21 protein-coding genes are annotated in these 23,581 nt (G+C 68.4%); 4 read left to right on the top strand and 17 right to left on the bottom strand.

The genetic code is table 11. The features are described from left to right. Positions 1-53: 53 nt before the first annotated feature. The 4 genes from ACFOY2_RS43830 to ACFOY2_RS43815 all read right to left on the bottom strand — a co-directional run bounded on the left by ACFOY2_RS43830 (position 54) and on the right by ACFOY2_RS43815 (position 3,276). Positions 54-1,637 carry a multicopper oxidase family protein gene (locus tag ACFOY2_RS43830; RefSeq protein WP_379534066.1) on the bottom strand — a complete coding sequence of 528 codons (1,584 nt, stop codon included), beginning with the start codon at positions 1,635-1,637 and terminating at the stop codon, positions 54-56. Further along, positions 1,634-2,047 carry a hypothetical protein gene (locus ACFOY2_RS43825; protein WP_379534065.1) on the bottom strand — a complete coding sequence of 138 codons (414 nt, stop codon included), beginning with the start codon at positions 2,045-2,047 and terminating at the stop codon, positions 1,634-1,636. The genes ACFOY2_RS43830 and ACFOY2_RS43825 overlap by 4 nt, the downstream gene beginning before the upstream one ends. Before the next feature lie 382 nt (positions 2,048-2,429). Next, entirely contained in the window at positions 2,430-2,918 is a 489-nt protein-coding gene (locus ACFOY2_RS43820; protein ID WP_379534064.1) for a hypothetical protein, read from the bottom strand. 40 nt (positions 2,919-2,958) lie between these two features. After that, the gene (locus ACFOY2_RS43815; protein ID WP_379534063.1) at positions 2,959-3,276 is read right to left on the bottom strand and encodes a hypothetical protein; all 318 of its coding nucleotides are present in this window, start codon (positions 3,274-3,276) and stop codon (positions 2,959-2,961) included. A 234-nt stretch (positions 3,277-3,510) separates the two neighbouring features. Here ACFOY2_RS43815 and ACFOY2_RS43810 point away from each other — a divergent pair, with 234 nt between their 5' ends. Next, entirely contained in the window at positions 3,511-4,104 is a 594-nt protein-coding gene (locus ACFOY2_RS43810) for an RICIN domain-containing protein (RefSeq protein ID WP_379534062.1), read from the top strand. Between the two features lie 255 nt (positions 4,105-4,359). Here the strand turns inward: ACFOY2_RS43810 and ACFOY2_RS43805 are convergent, their stop codons facing one another. Beyond that, complete coding sequence (locus ACFOY2_RS43805) at positions 4,360-4,677, bottom strand: hypothetical protein (RefSeq protein ID WP_379534061.1); 318 nt, start codon at positions 4,675-4,677, stop codon at positions 4,360-4,362. Positions 4,678-4,818: 141 nt separating this feature from the next. Beyond that, on the bottom strand, positions 4,819-5,349 hold the full coding sequence (locus tag ACFOY2_RS43800) for a hypothetical protein (protein WP_379534060.1): 531 nt from the start codon (positions 5,347-5,349) through the stop codon (positions 4,819-4,821). Positions 5,350-5,586: 237 nt separating this feature from the next. Here ACFOY2_RS43800 and ACFOY2_RS43795 point away from each other — a divergent pair, with 237 nt between their 5' ends. After that, the gene (locus ACFOY2_RS43795) at positions 5,587-5,928 is read left to right on the top strand and encodes a hypothetical protein (RefSeq protein ID WP_379534059.1); all 342 of its coding nucleotides are present in this window, start codon (positions 5,587-5,589) and stop codon (positions 5,926-5,928) included. 170 nt (positions 5,929-6,098) lie between these two features. Here the strand turns inward: ACFOY2_RS43795 and ACFOY2_RS43790 are convergent, their stop codons facing one another. Further along, on the bottom strand, positions 6,099-7,277 hold the full coding sequence (locus ACFOY2_RS43790) for a cyclase family protein (RefSeq protein WP_379534058.1): 1,179 nt from the start codon (positions 7,275-7,277) through the stop codon (positions 6,099-6,101). Between ACFOY2_RS43790 and ACFOY2_RS43785 the strand changes: the two genes are divergently transcribed. After that, positions 7,266-8,294: a hypothetical protein gene (locus ACFOY2_RS43785; RefSeq protein WP_379534057.1), complete on the top strand. Its 1,029-nt coding sequence runs from the start codon at positions 7,266-7,268 to the stop codon at positions 8,292-8,294. The two genes, ACFOY2_RS43790 and ACFOY2_RS43785, sit on opposite strands and share 12 nt — an antisense overlap. A gap of 125 nt (positions 8,295-8,419) precedes the next feature. Here the strand turns inward: ACFOY2_RS43785 and cysC are convergent, their stop codons facing one another. Further along, positions 8,420-9,472: an adenylyl-sulfate kinase gene (cysC, locus tag ACFOY2_RS43780; RefSeq protein ID WP_449290159.1), complete on the bottom strand. Its 1,053-nt coding sequence runs from the start codon at positions 9,470-9,472 to the stop codon at positions 8,420-8,422. A 238-nt stretch (positions 9,473-9,710) separates the two neighbouring features. Here cysC and ACFOY2_RS43770 point away from each other — a divergent pair, with 238 nt between their 5' ends. Continuing rightward, the gene (locus ACFOY2_RS43770; RefSeq protein ID WP_379534056.1) at positions 9,711-10,193 is read left to right on the top strand and encodes a GNAT family N-acetyltransferase; all 483 of its coding nucleotides are present in this window, start codon (positions 9,711-9,713) and stop codon (positions 10,191-10,193) included. An 8-nt stretch (positions 10,194-10,201) separates the two neighbouring features. On the opposite strand, the gene ACFOY2_RS43765 is transcribed toward ACFOY2_RS43770, so the two are convergent. The 9 genes from ACFOY2_RS43765 to ACFOY2_RS43725 are packed head-to-tail and all read right to left on the bottom strand — an operon-like array spanning position 10,202 to position 22,997. Further along, positions 10,202-10,804 carry a CGNR zinc finger domain-containing protein gene (locus ACFOY2_RS43765; protein WP_379534055.1) on the bottom strand — a complete coding sequence of 201 codons (603 nt, stop codon included), beginning with the start codon at positions 10,802-10,804 and terminating at the stop codon, positions 10,202-10,204. A 39-nt stretch (positions 10,805-10,843) separates the two neighbouring features. Beyond that, the gene (locus ACFOY2_RS43760; protein WP_379534054.1) at positions 10,844-12,271 is read right to left on the bottom strand and encodes an MFS transporter; all 1,428 of its coding nucleotides are present in this window, start codon (positions 12,269-12,271) and stop codon (positions 10,844-10,846) included. Between the two features lies 1 nt (position 12,272). Further along, entirely contained in the window at positions 12,273-13,508 is a 1,236-nt protein-coding gene (locus ACFOY2_RS43755; RefSeq protein ID WP_379534053.1) for an aspartate kinase, read from the bottom strand. Positions 13,509-13,550: 42 nt separating this feature from the next. Beyond that, entirely contained in the window at positions 13,551-14,507 is a 957-nt protein-coding gene (locus ACFOY2_RS43750; protein ID WP_379534052.1) for an acyl-CoA dehydrogenase family protein, read from the bottom strand. Further along, positions 14,504-15,640 carry an acyl-CoA dehydrogenase family protein gene (locus ACFOY2_RS43745; RefSeq protein ID WP_379534051.1) on the bottom strand — a complete coding sequence of 379 codons (1,137 nt, stop codon included), beginning with the start codon at positions 15,638-15,640 and terminating at the stop codon, positions 14,504-14,506. The genes ACFOY2_RS43750 and ACFOY2_RS43745 overlap by 4 nt, the downstream gene beginning before the upstream one ends. Beyond that, on the bottom strand, positions 15,637-16,434 hold the full coding sequence (locus tag ACFOY2_RS43740; protein ID WP_379534050.1) for a thioesterase domain-containing protein: 798 nt from the start codon (positions 16,432-16,434) through the stop codon (positions 15,637-15,639). The genes ACFOY2_RS43745 and ACFOY2_RS43740 overlap by 4 nt, the downstream gene beginning before the upstream one ends. Further along, positions 16,434-19,727: a non-ribosomal peptide synthetase gene (locus ACFOY2_RS43735; RefSeq protein ID WP_379534049.1), complete on the bottom strand. Its 3,294-nt coding sequence runs from the start codon at positions 19,725-19,727 to the stop codon at positions 16,434-16,436. Before ACFOY2_RS43735 ends, ACFOY2_RS43740 begins: the two co-directional genes overlap by 1 nt. A 16-nt stretch (positions 19,728-19,743) precedes the next feature. Then, positions 19,744-19,920 (bottom strand): MbtH family protein, encoded by a 177-nt coding sequence (locus ACFOY2_RS43730; protein ID WP_379534048.1) that lies wholly within the window; start codon positions 19,918-19,920, stop codon positions 19,744-19,746. 5 nt (positions 19,921-19,925) lie between these two features. Continuing rightward, positions 19,926-22,997: a non-ribosomal peptide synthetase gene (locus ACFOY2_RS43725; RefSeq protein ID WP_379534047.1), complete on the bottom strand. Its 3,072-nt coding sequence runs from the start codon at positions 22,995-22,997 to the stop codon at positions 19,926-19,928. Positions 22,998-23,581 lie beyond the last annotated feature (584 nt).

Raw genomic sequence — 23,581 nt, 5'->3', positions numbered from 1 at the left:
ATAACTATACCATCCAAAAGGCATAGTTATAGGGGCGTGCGAAGCCGGCCGGCTCATGTGATGTGGAAGTTCGCCATCATCGCCATGTCCTCATGTTCCAGGTTGTGGCAATGGAGCATGTAGTGGCCACGATAGCCCTGGAAGCGAGCCAGCACGTCCACGGTCTCGTACGGCCGCACGTCCACCGTGTCCTTCCAGCCGCGCTCATGTGCGCCGGGCGGTTGCCCGTCGCGAGCCACCACCTGGAAGTGGGCCAGGTGCAGATGCACCGGATGGTAAAAGTCGCTGGTGAACCGCCACCGTTCGACGGTTCCCAGGCGCGGTGCCGCCAGCGACCGATCGGGAGCGAAGGGGCGCCCGTTCACCGTCCAGATGGAGGAGCCGTCGGAGTTCCACGTCAGCCGGAAGTCGAAGGTCCTGGTGGCCGCGACGCGGGCTCCGGTCAGGGGCTGGACGTCCGCGAGCCGGGCCGGGACGTGCGACTCGTCACGCACCTTGCGGGTCACCCGGAACCGCATGACCTCGCGCATCCTCCCCTTGCCCAAGGTGTTGACGAGCCGGATGGCGGTGCCGGGCTTCCAGCGCGAGAAGTCGATGACGACCTCGGCCCGCTCCGCCGGAGCCAGCGTGATGGCGTCCAGTTCCTGGGGGCGGGCCATCAGTCCGGCGTCGGTGCCGATCTGGGTCAGCGGCCCGCCGGGCTCCAGGCGCAGGCGGTAGCGACGCGCATTGGAGGCGTTGAGCAGCCGGAAGCGGTAGCGGGTGGCGGTCACCTCCAGTTCGGGCCAGGGCGCGCCGTTGACCAGCATGACGTCCCCCATCACGCCGTTCATGTACGACTCTTCGACGCCGGGCCTGCCCTTGAGCGACGGGTCGAGGGAGGGGTAGCGCAAGGAGCCGTTCTCCTCGAAGGCCCGGTCGCAGAGCATCAGGGGGATGTCCCGCTCCCCGTCGGGGAGCGGGAGCGTCAGTTCCTCGTCGTCGCGCACAAGGAAGAACCCGGCCAGCCCGCGCCAGACCTGCGGGCCGCTGAAGTCCATGCGGTGGTCGTGGTACCAGAGCGTCGCCGCCTGCTGGATGAGCGGATAGACGTATTCCTTGGCCTGGTCGGAGACGCTCCAGGCGTCCGCCGCCACGTGCATGCCGCCATGGGACATGCCCGAGTCGGCCGGCGCGTGCCGCCAGCCCTTGGGGACGACGATGTCGGTCGGATACCCGTCGGAGTCGGGTGGGGTCACTCCGCCGTGCAGATGGGTGGAGGTGGGCACGGGCAGTTCGTTGCGGATGGTCACCAGGGCGTTACGCCCCGACCGCCCGGCGATCGTCGGGCCCGGGAACCGCCCGTCGTAGCCCCACACCTGGGTGCGCAGTCCGGGCAAGATCTCCGCCTCGGCAACGCGTTGCACGATCTCGTAGCGATCCACCCCGCCCGCCGTGCTCACCGGCCGGGCGACCTGCGGCACGGGCAGAGGCACCCGGAACGACTTGGGCAACGCCGCCCCGCTCCTGAGGATCCGGCCGGAGCTCTCCTGGCCTGCGGCGCGCAGGGTGGCGGCGCTGCCGGTGACCGTGGCTACCGCCAACCCTCCCGTGACGCCCAGAAACCCCCGGCGGCTCAGCCGGCGCGCGAATGTCATCGAGACTCCTTCGTGTAGTCCGCCGCGGCGGTCGTGTCGACCCAGACCGACTCGGTGAGCACGATCAGCAGGACGAGCATGGCGACGGCGGCCATCGTCACGCCGAGGAACATGTGCGGGGCCACCACACGGGCCATGCCCAGGCCGATCTGTGTCACCGCCATCGCCAGGTAGACACCGGACAGGAACGCCGGCCGCCAGGTGAGGGGCCCTCCTGTCCGCTTGCGCCACCGGCGCTCCAGCACCGCGGCCACGACCTGAACGAGCGCGACAACGCAGAGCGCAGAACCGACCGCGCTGTGAATGGTGAGCAGATGTGCATCCCCCGTCACGAACAGACCTGCCAGCAGACCCTGAGCGAGTGTTGCCAGCAGAAGAAGTGCCGAGGTCGCCCTCAGCACCCATGTCACCCATGGGACTTTGGAGATCGGATCGGCGAGCATGAGCGTCCTTTCGGCATTTGTACGGCGCAGAGGAGAGCGAAGTCTGGGTGCGATGAGTCCGTTGCGCCACATGGCACACGCCACCGGGGGAAGGCCGCTCACTCTCGAAGACCAGATTACTGCACCTTCTAGAAGGTACAGTAATTCGGCATCGCCGGTGAAGCGAGGTGCATTGCGAAGACCGCCGCCCTCGGCGGATGGGCCCGCCCTTGGCCCACGCCCGGCGACGGCCTGCTCGGTCTGCTGTTCCAGGTGCGGGCGGGTGATGGTGCCCTGCTGGGCGTAGTGCAGGTCGCGGCGCAGGGCGTGCAGGCTCTCGCCCTGGTCAAGCCGCGTCGATAGGTCGCGGTCAGTTGGGTGCCAGATCTCCGAGCAGGACGACCTTGTTGACAACGGGATCGAAGCCGAGGACCGGGTGTTCTTGGCTTCCGCCTTCCGAGGTCATCAGCACCGGCTTGCCGAGTTCGCTCCCGATCGCCCGCAGGAAGTCGCAGAGTGTGTCGACCCCTTCTTGACCTTGCAGTTCACGAAGGTCGATGTCGAAGTCGATCTCGGTCTCCGACATGAGCCGGAAGATCGCGAGCACGCCCGGGGTAGGCCAGACTCGCAGCGACACCGTCTCAGCCTCGGGTGGACGCGCGAGCACTTCGGCGGCGGCAGGCAGCGGCACTACCGTGTCCCCTTGCGAGTACTGCCACTGCCATCCACGCGTTCTGATCAAGTCCAGGACGGTCTGCCAGTCCTCGACGGTGGCGTCCGGGACGAAGAGGTCCGGCAGTGCGCCCATCAAGTCGGGATCGAAGAATTCCCTGACCTCGTCCCATCGGAGATCCGTCATGCCGTCATGGTGCCTGGTCGCGGGGCCTGCCGCAGCTCGATTACGTCGGCTTCTGATTGACAGCGATGACCGGAAGCAGCGTCGCCTGGGCCGGGACACCGATCTGGTGCGGGGTCGCACCGGACGGCGTAGGGACGTCGGCGAGACGTTCCAGAAGCTGATCAAGGGCGGCCCGGTCGATGAGGACCTCGATGGTGCGGACATTGCGGTCGAAATAGCCCGCGTCTCGGTAGGCGCTGATTCTCCGGGAACGGGCGCAGCTGCTCCAGTTGCTCCTCGGAGAACATCTTCTCTGACAACGCACCACTTCACGTGCCGTACCTGACAAAACCGGAACGAACGTACCGGCAGCGATCATCAACCCGCCACAGGAGGTCAAACTCCTACGTTGCAGCAGGTCAGAAGCTATTTCAGTGGAAATTTCTTCATTACTGCAACCCCCTCACGGAATCACGAAAGCCTCCCGACAGGTCGACGACAGCGCTTGTGAGTACCTTCGACCCGAAACGGGCTGTCGCCCGAAGAGTTTCTCTTTCCCAGGGAGGAAGTAATGCGGCGCTTATGCATCACTGTCGCGGTTCTAATCACTGCGATGATCGCGCTCATCACGAGCCCCGCCTCGGCGGCCGAACCCGCCGTCGTCACCGCGGCCGAAGCCTACAAGCAGGTCCAGCAAGCCGCTGCCGCCGGTGAGGGCGGTCGGAAGCTGGCCAACGGTGCCACCGTGTACGACTCCGCGCCTTTCCTCATGCGCGTCCGCTCCTACGGTAGCGGCTACTGCCTGGACAACTTCGCCTCCGGCGGAGGGCAGAACAACTCCCCTGTCGGCTTCTGGGCGTGCAACGGCGGCGGGACCCTGTTGTGGCGGTGGCGGGTCTTCGACAGCAACCGCTTCTACGGCGCCGAGCTGGTGAACAACGCCTCCGGACGCTGCCTGGACTACCCGGCCTCCGCCGGCGGCCAGACCGGTCGCCAGTTCAACGTCTACGACTGCCGAGACGGCGGCTGGTCCGGCCAGAACTTCCACATCTACGTCAGCGGCTCCGACCTCTGGCTCTCATCCGAGCACACCGCTGACGCCGTCTGCCTCGACGGCTACGGCAGCAGTTGGCGCGGCAACGGCAGCCCCGTGGGCCTGTGGAGCTGCAACGTCAGCAACCCCAACGCCTTGCAGCGCTGGTACTGACCGAACGCGAATGACTCCTGTCCGATCCCGAAGGGTCGGACAGGAGTCATTCGCTCGCCAACCAGATCCGTCAACTCGTCATTCTGGCCCTCCCCGCCCGCGGAGCCGCTCTTGTCACCGCTGCCTCCGCCGCGCCCGCTGGTGGACAAGGAACTCACCCAGATCCGGGAAGACGTCCGCCCTGGTCCGAGCCGTCCACCAGCACACCTTGGAGAACCAGGAGCTGCGCGCAGTTGGAACTGCCCGGACCGAACGTCACCCCCGGCACACCGTGAGCGGGACTCCGAGTGCCGCTTCGTGACGGAGACGCTCCTCGCGGCTCTCGATGACTCCGGCGAGTATCAAGCGCTCGGCACCGGCCTCCAAGAAGTTGGCGGTGACCGCACCGAGGTTGCGCAGCGTCAGAGCAGATTGGAAGGGGTCGTCGGGCGGCGCAGGCCAGGCGCGCCGGAGCCAGTCGAGGTCGATGACGGCGTTGGGCACGCCGGCGTCAGTCAGCAGATCCCCCAAAGCGTCGGCAGACGCCGTCTTGCCCGCCCCCACGGTGCCGGTGATCAGAAGAGCCGTCGCCATCAGGCGATCCTACCGAGAACAGACCAACCAGTAGTGGTTGCGCATGAGATCCAAATGATCGACGAGGTGTTCGGGGCAACCGCCTGGCCTGAACCTTTTCGCACGCTTTCATCCTGAACACGCCGCCCTGAGAGCATTCGCTCAGGCCCGGGGCCGAGCGTTTCCTTCTCGCCCTCGGTCGGACAGCCAGATGTCCTTCACCTGCGCAGCAGCATCTTGAGCAGACAGCCGCGTGACGTCCAGCCGGATGTCGCAACCCGTGAAATCGTGCTGCTGGTCGTGCAGTTCGCGGAACTCTTCCGGTGTCAGGTGCACAGGCCGGCTCTCTGCTCGTCTCTCCGTCTCACCGAAGTCCGCCTCGAGCTTCACAATCAGCACCTCGGTCAGCCGGGCTCGATAGAGTTCGGCAGTGCTGTCCGTCAGCACATCCACGATGACCACGTCGACGTCGCCGTCCAAGAAGTTCCGGGCCAACGCACAGGCGTTGAGTACCCCGAGTTGTTGTTGGCGAAGACCCTCCAGACCGTTCCAGGGCGCGGCGTGGCCGCTGACGACCAGATGGCGAACATCGTCGACGTCGATGAAGGCGGCACATGGTCGATCTTGGGCAACGAAGCGACCGATCGTGCTCTTGCCCACGGCCGGAGGTCCGGTCAAAATCAACGCTCGCACCAGGTGATCCTCTCGCCACGCTTACCGCGCCCACGGCATCCCCGATGAGGACGGTAACAGGAACTTCAACACGCTGAGCCCGGCGCGATGGAGGTCACGGCCCCGCGCGTCAACGACAAGCGCACCGACGCGTGGGCGTCAGCGAAGCGAACGCGGTAGTCATCGAGCCCGGCAAGCACGCGAGCCAGAGAGATCGGCCATGCCGGGAAAACCTATGAGCAGTGGGAGAATCCCGGCATGACGCAATCATTTGATGGGCCACCAGCGGGGCCGCCGAACGCTGTTCCGTACGTCGACTACCACATCGGGCAGAAACGCATCTTGACGATGCACTTGAGTGCGGGCGGACTGATCACGGCGAACGTCCCACCGATTGTCTCGATCGACGGCCGGCAATACATCGTCTATTGGGGGACGGTGCCGTTCGAGATCCCGGCGGACCGGCCGTGCCACATCAGCGTACACGTCGAAGGCGAGGTCGTCGGCCGGGCGGCGTCGCTGCTGCTTCCCCCTGGACCTTCGACGACCAGGACCTACACCGCTGGCGGCATGCTTGGGCACGCGACGCTGTCGGAGTGATCTGAGCGCTGGTGCCTGTTGTCGTCCAAGTTGCGGTCAACGCGCCTCACCTCGCCGCTCTGGTCCGCCCCGGGGCGAGGTTCATCAACGGCAAGCACTCACCCATCGACGCCTAAAGATCTTCATCCGAACCGGGTCCTTCATGGCGTCGCACCCCTCGTGAACCGCGGTCAGAATGTGGCGATCGGGTTGACTGGGCTGCCGGACGTACCGGCGAAGCGGACCGGCGCGACCGTGAGGTGGAAGTCCCACTGGCCGAGCTCGGCAGCCGTCGTCGCGCACGCCTCCAGGTCACAGTTGTCGAGCATCCACAGACCCATCGCGACGAGGCTCACGGCGTGAACCGGCATCAACACCTCTTCGTACCCCGACGGCTGAACGTCCTGGGGGGTGTCAGCGCCGATCAGCGCGACCCCCCGTTCATGCAGCCACGGCAGGCAGGACGCGTGCCAGCCGGCTTGCGTGAAACCGCCGGCCTCACCGGCCTCGTGCCGGACGCGGCCATAGCCGGTCCGCAGGAGTACCGCATCACCGGATCGCACCCGCACACCCTGGCGACGCTCGGCCTCCTCAAGATCGTCGGGAAACACACCCTGCCCCGGTTCCAGCCACGGCACATCGCGGACTCTCGCAATGTCCAGCAGGACACCACGCGTGATGATCCCGTTCGCCGCCGCCGTGACGGCCGCCCACGCCGATCCCGTTGCGGCGTCGACCAGCGAGTGCGACCGCCCGTTGTACATCGTGCCGTCCCAGAAGATGTGGCACGGCGAGTCGATGTGGGTGAGGGTGTTGCCGTGGAACGTGATGCCGAGTCGCTCGGACGAAAAGCCCCAGCGCCGATCGTTGTGGAATGCGGGCACCGGCATGTTCTCGGCCCCCGGCATGTCGGCGGCGCACGGGCACGTCGTCGTCGACCGCTCCATGTCTTCCGGTACGGCAACCTCCCATGCGCACGACACGCTCCTGCCGTGGCGCACGGCCCGCGCCGCCGCCAGCCGGACGTCGTCGGTGATGTGGTTCAGAGTGCCGAGTTCGTCGTCGTCGCCCCACCGTCCCCAGTTCGACAGCGTGTTGAAGTACCCGAGCACGTCGTCCTGTGTGGGCATCGGTCGCTCTGCCGTCATCCCAGCATCGGCTCCTCCGGTCACGCGGTTCGAGGCACCGAAGGCAAGATATCCCGCCCTCTCCTCTGACATGCCAAGGCCCGCTGAGCCGGCATGATACAAGATCAGCGGACCCAGAGCCCGCAACGCGGGGAACGCCTTCGAGTAGTAGATCTTGTCGAGAGCGGTGTGCTGGGACAACAGGATGATGAGGGCTGGCAAGGTGTCGGTATGACAGTTCACTCACCGTTGATCACCAGCCTGCCCTCGTCCCGTCACGAGATCCTGGACTTCGATCTCGTGACTCTCGGCGGCAAGTTGATCCTCGTCGCCGCCGCTCTCGGACACCACGTGGATGTATGCACCTGGGATCCGGTGAGCGACCACTGGGCCGAATACAAGCTTGACGGTCCGGCTTTCGACAACGATCAGCCGGACCTCGCTGTTGTCGGCGCCGCTGTGGTGGACGGCCGGATCGTTGTCGGCGGTGGTGGTGACCACCATGGCTTCGCGATATGGGACCTGGAGACCGGCAAGGTGCGGCTGGAGAACGACGCCAGTTTTCGGGGCAGTACAAATTCAACGGTCAGGGCCGACTTCGGTGGCCGCTCAGTGTTCGTCGCGGGCTATCCGGGCGGCGTGGACTTGGTGGACTCCAGGGTGACCGAATCTGACGAGGACGAGGATGATCCGGTGACAGAGCCGGGGCAGCCCTCGCCTTATGACTCTCTCGTGGACATTGAGGAGCTGGAATGCCAGTCGCGCGCCAGTAGCGCTGCCGCGGCGGGACTGCTGGCAGGCCGGCCGGTTGTGGTGGCCGGTGGCCGGCACGGTGGCGTGCTCGTGTGGGACATCGAGGAAGAGCGGCACCTCGCCAAATTTGACAACCTCGACGAGACGCCCACCGAGTTCGCCCTGGCCTCGGTGGGCGGTCGCACACGGGTCGTCGCAGCGGGCGGGCAGAGCCTCGTGCTGGGAGACCCGGAATCCAACGAGTGGGACGAACCCGTTACCGTGCCCGGCGACGAAATCAGCTGCTTGACCGCGGGCACCGTGCACGGTCGTCCGTTCGCCGTCACCGGAGCGAGGGACGGCACCATCTGCGTGTGGGACCTGGCCGAGCACCGGCTGCTGGGCCGGCCGCTTCAGGGGCACAGCAGCGAGGTGCTCGGGCTGCGGGTGGCCGATCTCGACAGCCGCCCCGTGATCATCAGTAGTGCCCACTGCGACTCAGTCCACCTCTGGGCATTTCCGTCGTAAGGTCATTTAGAGGGCGTTTGATCCTGCGAACCCGGTCGCGCGCCGTCCTCCGGGAGCTTCAGACCGAGGACGTGCGCGAGCTGGGGCGTCGGTACCGTACAGGTGGAGCAGCTGGAACGACGGTCTCAATCGCGCAGCAGGGCGCACAGCTCGTCTGTCGCGTCATCGAGCGACCCGGCGCCGTCGACCACCAGGTCGGGGTGCTCCGGCGGCTCGTAGACCTGACCGAGGCCGGTCAGGTTCGGCAGTGTGCCGGCCTTGGCCTGGGCGTACAGGCCCTTCGGATCCCGGCGCGCGCACATCTCGGCCGGCGTGTTCACCCAGACTTCGGCAAAGTCGCCCGGCTGGAACAGGCTCTTGGCCACGGCCCGGTCCGTCCGGAACGGCGAGACCAGCGCGACGATCACGATCAGCCCGGCGTCCAGCAGGATGCGGGTCAGCTCGGCGACCCGGCGCACGTTCTCCGCGCGATCCTCTGGGGTGAACCCGAGGTCCTTGTTCAGTCCACTTCGGACGTTGTCGCCGTCGAGCACGTAGGTGTGCAGCCCCAAGGCGTGGAGCCGCCGCTCCAGCGCGTTGGCGATCGTCGACTTGCCGGCGCCCGGCAGGCCGGTCAGCCACAGCACCTTGGCCCGCTGCCCCTTCAGCCGTTGCCTGGCGTCGCGATTGACGGTGTAGGCGTGCGGGACGACGTTGCGCCCGCGCCGCAGCGCGTGCCGGACCATGCCGGCCGCCATGGTCTCCTTGCCGACCCGGTCCACGAGCAGGAAGCTGCCCGTCTCCCGGCACGTTCCGTAGCTGTCCAGGCAGATCGGGGTATCGGTGGTCAGCTCGACCGTGCCGATGTCGTTGAGGCCGAGGGTACGCGCGGCGAACTGCTTGCCGGACACCACGTCCAGCCGGTCGCGCACGGTCGTGACGACGGCGGGCACGGTGCGCGACCCGGCCAGCAGCAGGTAGGAGCGGCCGTGCCGCAGCGGCTCCTCGGCGGTCCAGACCAGCGTGGCGGAGTACGCCGTGGCGGGGGAGAGCCCGTTGCCGAGGGTGCCCGGCGCGAACGCCTTGGTCGCCAGGTGCAGCAGCACCGAGGAGTCCTTGCCGATCGAGTAGAGCAGCACCGGCCGGCGGAAGGCTCCGGCGACCTCGCGCATCACGTGGATCGCCTCGGCTTCGAGCATGTCCAGGACGTCTTCTTCGGCCACGTGTCGGCCCTCCGTCGTCGCTGACTCAGATAGCCATGCCGCTCTATAGTAACCTATAAAAGCTTGATATCGGTTACGAGGCCAGATTGGCGGTGCGGTGATGAACACACGTGGCGATCAGAGCTCTCTGACCGTCAAAGAGCTGTCGAAGCAGACCTGGAGCGACTTCGAGACGGTTCTCGGAACGAACGGAGGAGCCCGCGGGTGCTGGTGCATGCACTGGCGGCTGTCCATCGCGGAGTGGATGGAAGGAAAGGGCGAGGGGAACAAGCAGGCGATGAGGCGTCTGGCCCAGCGCGAGCCGGTGCCCGGCGTCGTCGTCTACGACAACGACACGCCGGTGGCATGGTGCTCGCTCGGGCCGCGTTCCTCGTTCCCGAGACTCGAGCGTTCGCCGCTGCTGGCGAACCTCGATGACGGGCCGGTCTGCGCGATCACGTGCATCCTCGTCCAGAGAAAGCATCGTGGCTCCGGGCTGCTGTCGCCCATTCTCGAAGCCGTCTGCGCGTACGCGGCTTCCGCGGGATACACGACCGCCGAGGGCTATCCGGTCGAGCCCCGCGCCGGGAAACGCGCGGGCGCGGACACGGCGATGACCGGAATAGCCAGCGCCTTCCTCGATGCCGGATTCTCCGAGGTGGCTCGCCCGCGTGGCGATCGACCGATCATGCGGCGGGCGCTCCGGGATGCCGGATGACCGGAGAGTCAGCGGGTCCGGCTCTGGCGGTGGCGGCGCGCCTTCTCGCGATTGCCGCAGAGGTTCATGCTGCACCAGCGGCGGCGTCCGCCCCGCGAGGAATCCAGGAACAGCCAGCCGCATCTGCCGCATGCCCTGATCCGGTCGCGCGGAAGGGTGAACAGCGCATGGACCACCAGCAATGACAGGGCCGCGGGAATCGCTCCCGGCGCCGTCCAGTCCACGATGGGGTGGTCGAGCGCGGCATCGATCTGCTGGACCTGCCCGGCCCGCACGCCCGTGCCGGCCCGTTCGAGAAGCGCGCCGAACGGTTCGGCCGGCACCTCCTCGCCGTGCGCGACCGCGCTGAAGACGGCCCACGCGTGTTCGCGGACGGCCTGAACCTCTGGCACGAGCCCGCTCGCGGCCGCCTCCGTCAGGGGCGGCACCTCCTCGAACAGGCCCGCGGACGCGCACCACGTCAAGACGTCCGAGGGTGTTTTCAGCAGCTCGCCGTCCTCGGTCGGGGGCGGGCGGTCGAAGACGGTGTTCGTGAGGTCCAGGACCGGGTGGCCGCCGACGAAGTGGGCGTCCTGCCAGGGCGGTCGGACCTTCGAAGCAAAAGTAACCATTATAAGGAGTGTATACGGTTTCTCTGTCGTGGGCCAGGTCTACGTGATCTCTCCCCTGAATCGTTTCCTGAGAAGGACGGTCGCGATGACCGCCGCGACCGCGAACCCGACCGAGCACCAAAGAGACCAGCGCCAGCCTGCGAGGAGGGCATCGGGGCCAGCGGAGGCCGTGGCGAAATGGGCCGCCACCGAGGTCACGACTCCAACCCCCACGGCCAGCCCCAGCTGCTGAGAGACGTTGATCAGAGCGCCCGCCGTGGCCCGCCGCCCCTCGTCGGCGCCGTTCGTGCCGGCGATGCTCGTCGTGATCAGCGCCAGGATGTGGCCGAAGGCGTTCACGGAGGTGCCGACCAGGACGAAAGCGACTCCGTAACCTTCCGGCAGGCCCACCAGGATCAGAATGCCGAACATCTCGATGACGATCCCGGAAAGGAGAACGCGGTAAAGCCCGAAGCGCTCGACGAGTTTTCCCGCATAGATCCCGGTGACGATCGCGATCGCGCCTGAGACGGCGAATGTCAGGCCGGTCGTGAGCGCGCCCAGACGGAGATGCGTCTGAAGGTAGAGGGTGAGAATGAACAGCATTCCGCCGTAGGAGCAGATCAGCAGGACGGTGACCAGATTGGCCGCGCCGATGGCGGACGTGCGGAAGATGGAGATCGGCACGAGGGCGTTGTCCTTCCGGGACTCCACCCAGACGAACAGGGCCACGGCGGGCACCGCGATCCCGGCGGAGAGCAGGATCGGAGCCGACGACCAGCCGTACTTGCCGCCTTCGGTGAGGGCGAACACGAGCGCGGCCATTCCCATGGTCGCCAGGGCGACGCCGAGGAGATCCAGGTGGCGGGAGGCGTGCCTGTCTCGGCTCTCAACGAGACAGGCTCTCGCGAGCAGACCGGCGACCAGGACAATGGGCACGTTGATCAGGAAGACGGACCGCCAACCGGCGTACTCGGTGAGAACACCCCCGAGAACCATGCCGGAGACGAACCCCGCCGACAGCGCCGACCCGTAGATGCCGAGAGCCCGCTCGCGTTGCGCTCCTTCCGGGATGGCCGACTGGAGAAGCCCCAGACCCGCCGGGGCGATGAACGCGGCGGCGACCCCCTGCAAGGCGCGGCCCGCGATCAGGACCGCCGGCGACCACGCGAGCCCCGCAACGAGCGAAGCGAGAACGAAGCCGGCCATACTCCAGATGAACACGCGCTTTCTGCCGAACAGATCGGCGACCCTTCCCCCGAGGAGGAGGAAGCCGCAGAAGGCGAGTGGATAGGCGGAAAGAACCCAGGCGATGCCCTCTCCAGTGAATTCCATGCCCTCGCGGATGCTTGGGGCGGCGACATTGATGATCGAATAGTCGAGAGCGACCAGGAACTGGGTGCCGCAGATGACGGTGAGCTGCCAGAAATGCCGGGACTGGAATCTGCTCTCCACCCTTCCAGCCGCCTGCGACGATGCTTCGCTCATTTCACATCCCTTTCGCGGGTGTCGGGTCAAGGAACATCCGGTGAAGGTGCGTCACGGCGTCGAGTACGTCGTGCTCGGCGCAGGTGATGGAGATCCGCCGGGCATGGACGCTCATGTCCCGCACGGCGACGCCGTGGGTCTTGAGCGTGCCCAGAAGGAGCCGCGCCTGGGGGTGGTGGGTGCAGAACCCGCGGCCCACCAACGACACTTTCCCGATGGGCCCGGACCAGTGGCATCCGGTGAAGGCATCGGCCGCGCGCAGGCCGGCGAGCACCCCCTCGGCCTGGTCCCGGTCGCCGGCGTTGACGACGAACCGCAGCGAACAAGCCGCGGCGGGGCTGTCAGCGGTCAGGTAGCCGAGCATGTCCACGTGCAGCAACGAATCGGCCAGTGCGGCGGCGATCGTGGTCAGGGCGGTGGGGGAGACCCCGTCGAGCCGGCAGCGGAGTTGACCGGTCCGGTGCGCGACGCCGACGGCGGTGAACCGCTCGCTGTCGAGCGGGGCGGCCGGGCGCAAGCCGGTCACCCAGGTGCCGGACGTCTCGGTCGCGCTGGATCGGACGTGAACGGGAACGCGATGGGTGCTGGCGTACTCCACGCTGGAGTGGGCGAGCACCGCAGCTCCGCCAGCGGCCAGCTCCGCCATGTCCTCGTAGGAGAGGTGGTCCAGCTTACGGGCTTCGGCGACGAGTCGCGGATCGGCGGTGAACACGCCCTCGACGTCGGTGAATATCTCGCAGGCCGCGGCCCGTAGCGCCGCGGCCAGAGCCACAGCGGTGGTGTCGGAGCCGCCTCGGCTCAGGGTGGTGAGCTCGCCGCTGTCCGCGGCGATGCCCTGGAAACCAGTCACCACGGGGACGTGGCCGCTCGCGACGCATTCGCGGATCCGTACCGGGTCGATGCTGACGATCCGGGCGCAACCATGCACTCCGTCGGTGATGATGCCGCCGTCGCGGGCGCTGAACGAGCGGGCGGGCACGCCCAGCTCGTTCAGCGCCAGGGCGAGGGCGGCCGCGGAGGCTTGCTCACCGGTGCTGAGCAGCAGGTCCAGTTCCCGGGCGTGTGGCGTGGCCGTGAGGTTGCGTGCCAGGTCGAGCATGGTGTCGGTGGCGCTGCCCATCGCGGAGACCACGGCGACCACGCACCCGTCCGCAGCGGCTATGCGCTTGGCCGCGTGACTGATCTTGCTCACGTCACCCAGTGATGTTCCGCCGTACTTCTGTATCACCAGGTTCATCGGTTTACTCCCGCGCCACGTAGTCGGCCGCCGCGGCTTCCGTCATCGCGTCTCCCGGCCTTCACATCGCAGCTGCGACGGCGTTCCGAGCCGCACCGATTCGGCCGCCGCCCGCCTGTAGTACAACTGGGCGTCGTTGTCGGACCGCATGCCCGCGGCACCGTGGACCTGCATGGTCCGCGTCGTGACGGTGCGGGCCAGGTCCGAGGCCGCCGCGAGGTTGGCCGCCGCGTGCGCGGCCGCGTCGCGGTCGTGCACCAGCAGACGCGTCGCGTCGATGTGCATGGACAGCTCGCTGAGCCGGAACGCCAGGGCCTGGAACTTGCCGATGGGCTGGCCGAACTGGCGGCGCGTCTTGGCGTGGTCGACGGCGTGATCGAGCGCCGCCTGGGCGAGGCCCACCAGATACGCCGCCTGCCGCACCCGCGCGTTGGCCAGCGCCGCCTCCCACTCGGCGGAGGAGCCGGCCCACGCGGCCACGGGCGTGCCCGCGAACTCGACCTCGTACGCCTCGCCGCGGCTCGTCTCCTCGTACCGGCGCATCGTGATGGACGGATGGTCCGCACGTACGAGCGCCAGGCGCAGTCCGGCGGTGCCGACGCCGCCCACGATGAAGTGGTCCACTTCCGCCGCGAACCCGACGAAGGCCCGCCGCGCGGAGATCGCACCGTCCTGGTCGGTCCAGGGCTCGGTCGCGACCGCCAGCGCCACCGGCGCCTGGCCGAGGTCGTGGTCCCGCAGCAGCTCTCGAGCGGTGAGCGTGTCGAGCAGCGGCCCCTGGTACAGCACCGATCCGAGCAGCTCGGCCAGCCTTACGGTGTGGGAGGCGCGCAGGGCGCCGAGCCCGACCAGCCCCTCCCACACCATCGCGCGGATCTCGCGGCTGTCATCGTCGCCGCCCCCGCCCTCGGAGCGCGGGCGATCGGCCATCCGCCGCACCAGCGGCGCCAGATCCTCGTCGAAGAAGTCGGCGATCGCCGTGGTCTCCACCGCGGTCATGACGGCAACCCCAATTTCGATGTGGCGACGAAGAAGAGCATGATCTCCGAAGAACCCTGGGCGAGCGTGAGCCCCGGAGCCTCCCGGAGCGCGGCGTCGAAGACGCCCTCGGCGATCGCCCCGGGATCGCGTGCGTCCAGCAGCGCCCGCGGCCCGAGCAACTCGACCGCCGCCACCGACACTTCCTTGGCCGTCTCCGACGTGTACCACTTGGCGGTCGCCGAGTGCACCTCGTCGGGCCGCCCCTCCCGCAGGTTGGCCACGCACCGCCACGCCAGCAGCCGCGCCGCGCGCACCCGCGTCTCCAGCTGCACCAGCCGCTGCTCGCACCCGGGCGGCGCGTGCTCACGCAGCGCGGCCAGGGTGCGCTCCGCCTTGGCGGAGTGGTCCAATCCGGTGCGCTCCAGCGGCAGCACCCTGCCCAGCACCTGCCAGCCGTCGTCGACCTCGCCGAGCACGTCCTCGCGCCCGACCCGGATCCCGTCGAGCGTCACCAGGTCGAACCGCTCCTCGGACAGATTCCACACCGGCTCGATGACCACGCCCATGCTCTGCAGCGGCACCAGGAACAGCGTGATCCCGAAGAAGTTCACCGGACCGGTCGAGGTGCGGGCCGCGCACAGCGCGAAATCGCTGTGCTGCGCCTTCATGTTGTAGATCTTCCGGCCGTACAGGCGCCAGCCGTCGCCGTCCGGCTCGGCGCGCGTGGTCAGCGACGCCAGGTCGGAGCCGACGTCCGGCTCGCTGAACAGCACGTTGGCGGTGATCTCGCCGCGCGCCAGGCTCGGCAGGAACCGTTCCTTCTGTTCCTGCGTGCCGAACAGATGGATGGCCATCCCGACGATGTCGATGCCCAGCGAGTGCACGTTGTCGGGCACGCCGTGGCGGATCATCTCCTCGGTGAGGATCGCCTTGTCCACGATCGTGGCGTCCGCTCCGCCGTAACGCCCGGGCCAGTTGACCGCGAGCCAGCCGAGCTTGCCCAGCCGCCGGTGCACCTCGAGCAGCCCGCTTTCCTGCCCGTACGGCATCCGCCGGCACTGTGCGATCTCCGCGCGCACCGCGTCCTCGCACAGCAGCTTGCAGACTTCCTCCCGGAAGCCGTCCTGTTCCGGCGTGAAGGCCGGCATCATCGGACACCCACCTCCCTCAGCCTGTCGCGCATCGCTTCCGCCAGCGCTTCGATGTGTGGGGGTCGGAGCATGGTGTAGTGGTCGCCCCGCACCACCTGGATCTCGTCGGCATAGGCACGCCATCCGTCGAGCCTTCCTGGCCCCGAGCCCTCGGCGCACAGCAGCACCACGCGGCTGTCCACCCGCGACGGACGGAACGTCAGGAGCGCACGCACGTTCGCGGCGAACACCGGGAATCGCTCGGCCAGCTCGGCCTCGGCCGGTTCGGCGCCCATCGCCGCGACGTCGGCGGCGAACCACGCGCTCAGCTCGTCATCGCCGGGACGGGACGGCGCCTCGTCCGGGATGGCGGTGTCGAGCACGAACGTCAACGCGACATCGCCGTCCTGGCGCGCCATTTCGAGCGCCACCGCTCCGCCGACCGACCAGCCACCCACATGCAGCGGCCCGTCGGGCTGGGCCGCGCGGACCGCGGCCAGATAGGTGGCCGCGAGGGCGGGCAGCCGCCGTTCCCCGATCGTGGCGCCGTGCAGGCCCGGATCCTCCAGCGCGTAGACGGGCCGGTCGTCGCCCAGCAGCGCGGCCAGCGCCGCGTAGGGCGCCACCGATCCGCCCGCCGCGTGCACGAGGAACAGCGGTGGCTTCGTGCCCGCGGGACTGAGCGGCACCAGCGGGGACACCGGCTGCCGATCGGAGCCCATCAGTGCGAGGGCCTCCTCCCGCTTGCGCCGTAACCGGAGCCGCAGCAGCTCGCGTCGTTTCTCCTCCAGCGTGGAGGGATGCGAAGCGGCCATCAGCCCGACTCCTTCAGCAGCCGATCGAGTTCCTCTTCGGGCAGATCGGCGACCTGAGCCTCCAGCCGCGCCACCTCGTCATCGCCCAGCAGCGCGCGCTGCGCATCGTCGATCTGGGCGGCGAACTGGCTGAGCAGCGGATAGCTGAACAGCCGCCGCGGGTCGAGCGTCACCTGAAAGGCGTCGCGCACCCGCGAGATCATCTGCGTCACCTGCAGGGAGTTGCCGCCGAGGACGAAGAAGTTGTCCTGCGCGCCGATGCGGCCGGCGTCGAGGCTCAGCAGGCCCTGCCAGATCTCGGCCAGCCGGCGCTGCGTCTCGGTGGTCAGCTCGACCTGTCCCGCCTCGCTGTCGGGGCGCGGATCGGGCAACCGCGCGTGGTCCACCTTTCCTGTCGAGGTCAGCGGGAGCTGCTCCAGCTGAACGTAGTCGGTGGGCACCATGTGCAGCGGCAGCCGCCCGGCCAGGTGTTCGCGCAGCGCGTCCGGCTCGAACTCACCGACCACGTAGGCGGCCAGCCAGGCCGATGCCGTGCCCGGGTCGCGCACGGTCACGACGCACTGCCGTACGCCGTTGAAACTCTCGACGGCGTGCTCGATCTCGCCGAGCTCCACGCGCAGCCCGCGCAGCTTCACCTGGCGGTCGACCCGGCCCAGGAACTCCAGATTGCCGTCGGCGTTCCAGCGCACCAGGTCGCCGGTGGCATACATGCGCTCGCCCGGCGTGACGGCGAACGGGTCGGGCAGGAACTTCTCGGCGGTCTGGTCGGGCCGGCCGAGGTAGCCGACGGCCAGACCGGCGCCCGCCATGTAGAGCTCCCCGGGAACGCCGGCAGGCACGGGCCGCAGTCGCTTGTCCAGCACGTAGGCCCGCTGATTGGCCATCGCCCGGCCGATCGGCGGCGTCCCGTCCAACGGCTCCGGCGGGCAGAGGTAGTCCACGCACGTCACGGTGACCTCCGTGGGCCCGTACCCGTTGTGGAATTCGCGTCCCGGCTTGCTCCAGCGGTTGACGAGATCGGGGCCGAACGGCTCCATGCCGATGAAGCAGACCCTCAGATCGTCCAGAGCGGACGGATCGAGCAGGCCCAACACCGCGGGCGGGATGTCCACCATCGTCACCCGCTCACGGGCCAGCAGCCCCTGCAACGCCTCCGGGTCGAGCAGTTCGGAGCGCGGCGCGCCCACGATGGTCCCGCCGGCGGTCAGCGTGGAGAACACGTCCGACACGCTCACGTCGAAGGCGGGGTTGGAGAACTGCAGGATCCGGTCGTCCGGCGTCACCGAGAACATCCGCTGGAAGCTGGTGCAGAAGTTGACCACTGCCCGGTGGGGGACCATGACGCCCTTGGGGGTGCCGGTCGAGCCCGAGGTGTAGATGACGTACGCCGTGTCCTCCTGTGCCACCCGCACCGCAGGCGGCGTAGTCGCCCGCCCGTCGAGCGCGTCGGTGTCCAGCAGGATTCGTTCCATGTCAGCGGGCACGCGGTCGGCGAGATCCGACGTCGTCACCACCGTCGCCACGTCGGCGTCGCCGAGCTGGTAGGCCAGCCGCTCCGGCGGATACTGCGGGTCGAGCGGCAGCCACGCCCCGCCCGCCTTGAGCACGCCGAGCTCGGCGGCCGGCAGGTCGAAGCCGCGCTCCAGCAGTACCCCGACCACGCTCCCCGGCGCCACCTTGAACTCCTCGACGAGCGCGTGCGCCAGCCGGTTGGACCGCTCGTCCAGTTGCGCGTAGGTCAGGTCCTGGTCCGCGAAACGCATCGCGACCGCGTCGGGCGCCCCGGCCACGCGCGCCGCGAACAGCTCGTGCAGCAGGCGCTCGTCGTGCTCGCCTGGCGCGGGATTCCATTCGGTGAGCACGCGCAGATATTCGCTGTTGGGCATGACGTCCAGCGCGTCCACCCGGGCGTCCGGCCTGGACAGCGCGTCGGCCATGACCGTGGCGAAGTGTTCCACCAGCCGCTCGACCCGCTCGGCGTCGAACAGCTCGGAGGAGTACTCGATCCACACGCCCAACCCGCCGTCCGGCAGGTCGTTGATCTGGAAGGTGAGGTCGAACCGGGTCGTGCCCGGTTGCGGGGTCAGCATCTCGACCTCCACGCCGGGCAGGCGCCAGCGCGCGATCATCGGCTCGGGCAGAAGCGTGAACAGGTGCGCGACCAGCGGATTCCGCCCTGGCAGCCGCTCCGGTTCGAGCTCCTCCACCATGCGGCCGAACGGCACGTCCTGGCGGGCCATCGCCTCCAGGATGGAGTCGTTGGTGGCGTGCGCCAGGTCGCGGAAGACGGGATCGCCCTCGAGGTTGCCGCGGACGGCCACCGTGTTGGCGAAGAACCCCATCATGGGTTCGGTTTCCGAGCGCGTCCGTCCGGAAAGGACCGAGCCGAGCGCGATGTCGTGCTGGCCGGTGTAGCGGTTCAGCACGACCTGGTATCCGGCCATCGTCAAGGCGAGCAGGGAGACGTTCTCGGCCCTGGCCAGGTCGCGGATCCCCCTCGCGAGGTCCTCGGGCAGGCGGGTCTCGTAGATGCGGCCGGCCCCGGTGGGCGCCGACGGGCGCTGCCGGTCGGCGCGCAGCTCCAGCGGCTCCATCCCGTCCAGCGCGGAGCGCCAGTATTCGATCTGCTTGGCCGGTTCCTCGCTGAGCAGCCAGAGCCGCTGCCACGCCGCGAAGTCGGCGGGCTGCAGGGTCAGCGCGGGGAACTCCGGGCCGCTCGGATCGGTGTAGCGGGCCGTCAGCTCCTCGGCGAACTGGCGCGAGGACCATCCGTCGATGACGATGTGATGCCAGACGATGGACAGCACGTGGTCCTCGGGGCCCAGGCGCAGCAGGGCGAACCTGTACGGCGGGCTGTTGCGCAGGTCGAACTCCTCGCGCACCTGCCCGTCGATCCAGTCCTGGACGGACTCCTCGGTCCCGTCGGTCACCGGCAGATCCCACGTCTCGGGCGGCGGATCGACGCTCTGGAAGGGCACGCCGTGCTCGTCGCCGAACCGGGTGCGCAGGCTCTCGTGCCGCGCGACTATCCCGCGCAGCGCCTCGGTGAGGGCGGCCACGTCGAGCGGCCCGCGCAGGCGCATGGCGAACGGCACGTTGTAGACCGGTGCGCCCACGACCATCTGGTGCAGGAACCACAGGAACCGCTGCTGCTCGGCGATGGCCATCTTGCCCGTGCGCGGGACGGCGACGATCCGCTCCCGCTCGGCCTTCTCCGCCACGCGCTGGCGGACCTTCATCTCCAGCAAGGCGCGCCTGATGTCGGCGACGTTGCGTTCCTTCGGGGTGGACATGATCTCGGTCTCCTCCTCACCGTCGCACGCTCAACGGGCGCAGATCCATCCACACCCGCGCGATGTGTGCCAGGCAGTCGCTCTTGCCGCCCTCGACTCCGGTCTCGCGCCAGCCGTTCGGTGTCTCCCGGCCGGCGGGCCAGATCGAGTACTGCTCCTCGTGGTTGATCACCACGACGAATTCGTCTTTCACTGCGCTTACCTTTCTTGAGGTGCGAAGGCGGGAATGTCGGTCAGCTCGCTGAGGTAGCGATCGAGCGCCTTGAGCCCGTCCGCCGTCGGCCGCGCCAGCGAGAGCGCGTGCCGGCTGAACCGCCGGGCGTCGAAGCGCCGGGAGCCGTCGGTGAACATCTGGTCGAACTCGATCGGCGCCGCGTCGCAACCGGCGTCCGGAGGCGGCAGCAGCAGGCGCAGCCTGGCGAGCCTGTCGTCGGGTTCGGCGACGGCCTCCAGCCGATCGTGGAACTGCGCGTAGCCGACCCGGTCGAGCCGGCACCGGTCGGCGAGCACCTCGAACGCCTCGGCGAAGCGCAGCCTGGCCGGCCACAGCACGTGCATCGCGCCGTCGGGCACCTTGAGGTCGCCGGTGGCGGCGCGGGCCACGAACCGGCCGACCACGTCCACCGGCGTCACGTCGGTCTCGGCTTCGGTCCTGAACACGCATCCGGTGCGCGCGCACGCGTACAGCAGGTTGTGCGCCAGCGAATCCGGGTTGGCCACGCCTGTCGCCTGGTGCGGCCAGACCTCGCCGAGGCGGTACACCACCGAGCTGACGCCCTGGCGGTGCGCGCCGGTGAGCAGGCTTTCCGCGACGTACTTCGATCGGTTGTAGCCGTCCGGGGCGACCTGGTCCGCCTCCGGGATCTGATCCTCGGTGATGCGCGGGGCGGCCGGGCCGGCGGGCGGGAAGATGCTCAGGGTGGACAGGGCGTGCACCCGGGCACCGCCCGAGGCGAGCTTGATGAGCTCCTGCACGCCGAGCACATTGGCCGGGCGGTGGTCCAGATAGCCGGACAGGAAGTTCACCGCGCCCGCGGCGTTGACGACACCGGACACGGCCGACGCGATCGCGTCGAATCGCCACTGCGGCAGGCCGAGCAGATCGCTGCCCAGGTCGCCGGGGACCACCTCGACCCGTCCGGTCTTGAGCGCCATGGGCAGCAACTGCCAGGCGGACGTCAGCCCGTACTGCTCAAGGGCTTCGGTCAGCCGCCGGGCGCCGTCTGGGGGATCGGAGCACCGTACCAGGCAGATCAGCTCGGCGTTGGAATGCATCAGCAACTCGGCGAAGATGTGCGCTCCGACGAACCCCGTCGCGCCGGTGAGCAGCAGTGCCCGCGGCGGGCGCCACGCCAGGTCGTGCCTGATGTAGGCCAGTTCGGCGCTGTCGTCGTCGATGCCCTGGGCCAGCCGCGCCGCCTGCGCGCGCACGGTCGACGCGACAAGCAGGTCCCTGGGACGCACCGGCCTTCCCAGCCGCCGGCTGACCGCGGTGGTGAGCCGGTAGGCGATCAGCGAGGTGCCCCCGTAGTCGGAGAACGGGACGGCCACCGAGACCTGCTCCCGCTCGAGCACTTCGCGCCACGCCGAGCAGACCAGCTCCTCCATCGGGTTGGCAGGCGGCTCGACGCGCTCTTCCTGGCCCTCCTGCCGCGCGGACTCGGCCACGATGAGCGCGGCCAATGCCTTGCGGTCCGCCTTGCCGTTGCGGTTGAGGGGGAGCGCGTCGAGCACCGCGATCTGTTGCGGGACCTGCTCGGCCGGCAGTTTCTCCGCCGCGTACCCGCGAAGCTGCTCCGCGGACGGCGAATCGTCCGGCGAGCGCGGCGTGACGCAGCAGACCAGAGTGGACTCGGGCGCCTCACCGAGCACGACCGCCACCGCGCTGCCCACGAGCGGATGGTTGGCCAGGGCCGAGGCGACATCGCCGAGCTCCACGCGTACCCCACCGAGCTTGACCTGCTCGTCGAGCCGGCCGATGAAGTACAGCAGCCCGTCGTCGCCGACCCGCGCCAGGTCGCCCGTCCGGTAGAGCTTCCGGCCGGGGATCTGGGGGAACGGGTTGGCCACGAACACCCGCGCGGTGCGCTCGGGGTCGTTGAGGTAGCCCGCGCCGATGCATTCACCGCCGAGGTACAGTTCGCCGGGCGTGTTCACCGGGACAGGCTTGAGATCGTCGTCGAGCACGATGGCGGCGGTGTTGTCGATGGCGCGCCCGAGGGGGATCCGGTCCAGGTCGTCGTCTGTGACCTCGTGGAACACCGACCCGATCGAACACTCCGTCGGTCCGAACGTGTTGGTGATCTTGAGCTCGGGCAGCAGGGTGCGCAGCCGGTGCACCACGCCGGGGCCGGCCGCCTCCCCGCCGATCAGCATGCGCCGCAGGCTGGACGTCGCCTCGCGCAGGTCCTCGCGCACCTCCAGCAGCGACACGAACGCCGCGAGCACGGACGGCACGAAGTCGGTCATCGTGATGCCGTAGCGGCCGATCGTCACCGCGGTCTCCTCGAGGTCGAGGATCCCGTCGCGGTGCGGCAACACGACCTGCCCACCGGACACCAGGGGCCACAACACCTGCCACATCGAGGAGTCGAACGTGGACCGGCTGTTCTGCAGCGTCACGTGATCGGCCCCGTCACCGAACCGGCGCGACATCGTGGTCAACCTGTTGACCAGGCCGCGGTGGTGGTTGAGCGCGCATTTGGGCGTGCCCGTCGAGCCGGAGGTGTAGAACCCGTAGATCAGGTCTTCGGGTCCGGACCTACGGTCGGCGGGCGGGGGTGTCCGTTCGGCGGGATCGTACGGCTCCGCGCAGTCGACGATCACTGTCGGGAGGGCTGACTCCAGTTCGGCGACGGTCTCCAGGGTCGCCGGCGAGGCCACGATGGCGGGGGGCGACAGTTCGGCGAGGATCGCGCCGATCCGGTCGATCGGCCAGGCCGGATCCAGCGGCACGAACGCCGAGCCCGTTTTCATCACCCCGAAGAGCGACGCCGGAAATTCGGGGCCGTCCGCCGCCAGCACGGGTATCAATTGTCGTTCGAGTACGCCGTTGCCGATCAGCCGATTTGCCGTCACATTGGCCGCGACATCGAGGTCGGCGTAGGTCATCATGGTGTCCCGGTAGCGGACGGCGGGACGGTCCGGTGCGTTCTCTTTCTGTTCGCAGAACAGGTCGAGGACGGTGCTTTGCCGGGGGAACGCGTTGGGTGGCCCCAGGGATAAGCGAATGGCTTCTTCGGTCAGGTGCGTCGGCTGATGGCGTGGCATCGTGCTCCCATATTCTCGACCGGCAACAGATCCTCGTGTCAGGCAGATCTGTCTCTATTCAGGTCTGCGAATTTCAGGTGGCCAGGTGTTTTACCGGGTCAGGCGGCCGTGAATAGGTGGCTGAGTGTCGCGCGAATTGTCAGGCTTCGGAAAATGTGCGCGGGCGGTCGGATATTCCTGGCTCGGCGTGCCGCTGAGCGGTCCCGAGTCGCCAGCTGCCGCAGTAGCACCGATGCTGACCGGCTGATCAGGCCGTCCCAGCGTCGGAGACGCGCGTCCCGTACAGCGCCGGGTTGTCACACCCTCCGGTGCCGTGCCGCCGGTGATGGCTCCGCAACAACGATTGCTCCTCCGCGAATAGCTCGCTGAAGTGCCGAAACGCGCGGGAATCGGGAAGCTGACGCGAGCATGCGTGCGGTGAACACGTGGTCCTCCCTTCGCCAGACGACTGAGTGCTGCACGGCATATCGAGTAACCGATATTGAGCGCTTAAAGGGTTACGTCCATACTGGGATACGCGGCCGGGATCCGCAACCCCGGGTGTCGCCGCAGCCGTCGTGGCCCGTCGCGGATGTCGCCATGGC

The sequence above is a fragment of the Nonomuraea purpurea genome (genome assembly GCF_042650645.1).
Lineage (GTDB): Bacteria > Actinomycetota > Actinomycetes > Streptosporangiales > Streptosporangiaceae > Nonomuraea > Nonomuraea purpurea.
Note: the sequence above shows the minus strand (reverse complement) of the source record. Positions and strands in the feature narration are given on the sequence as shown.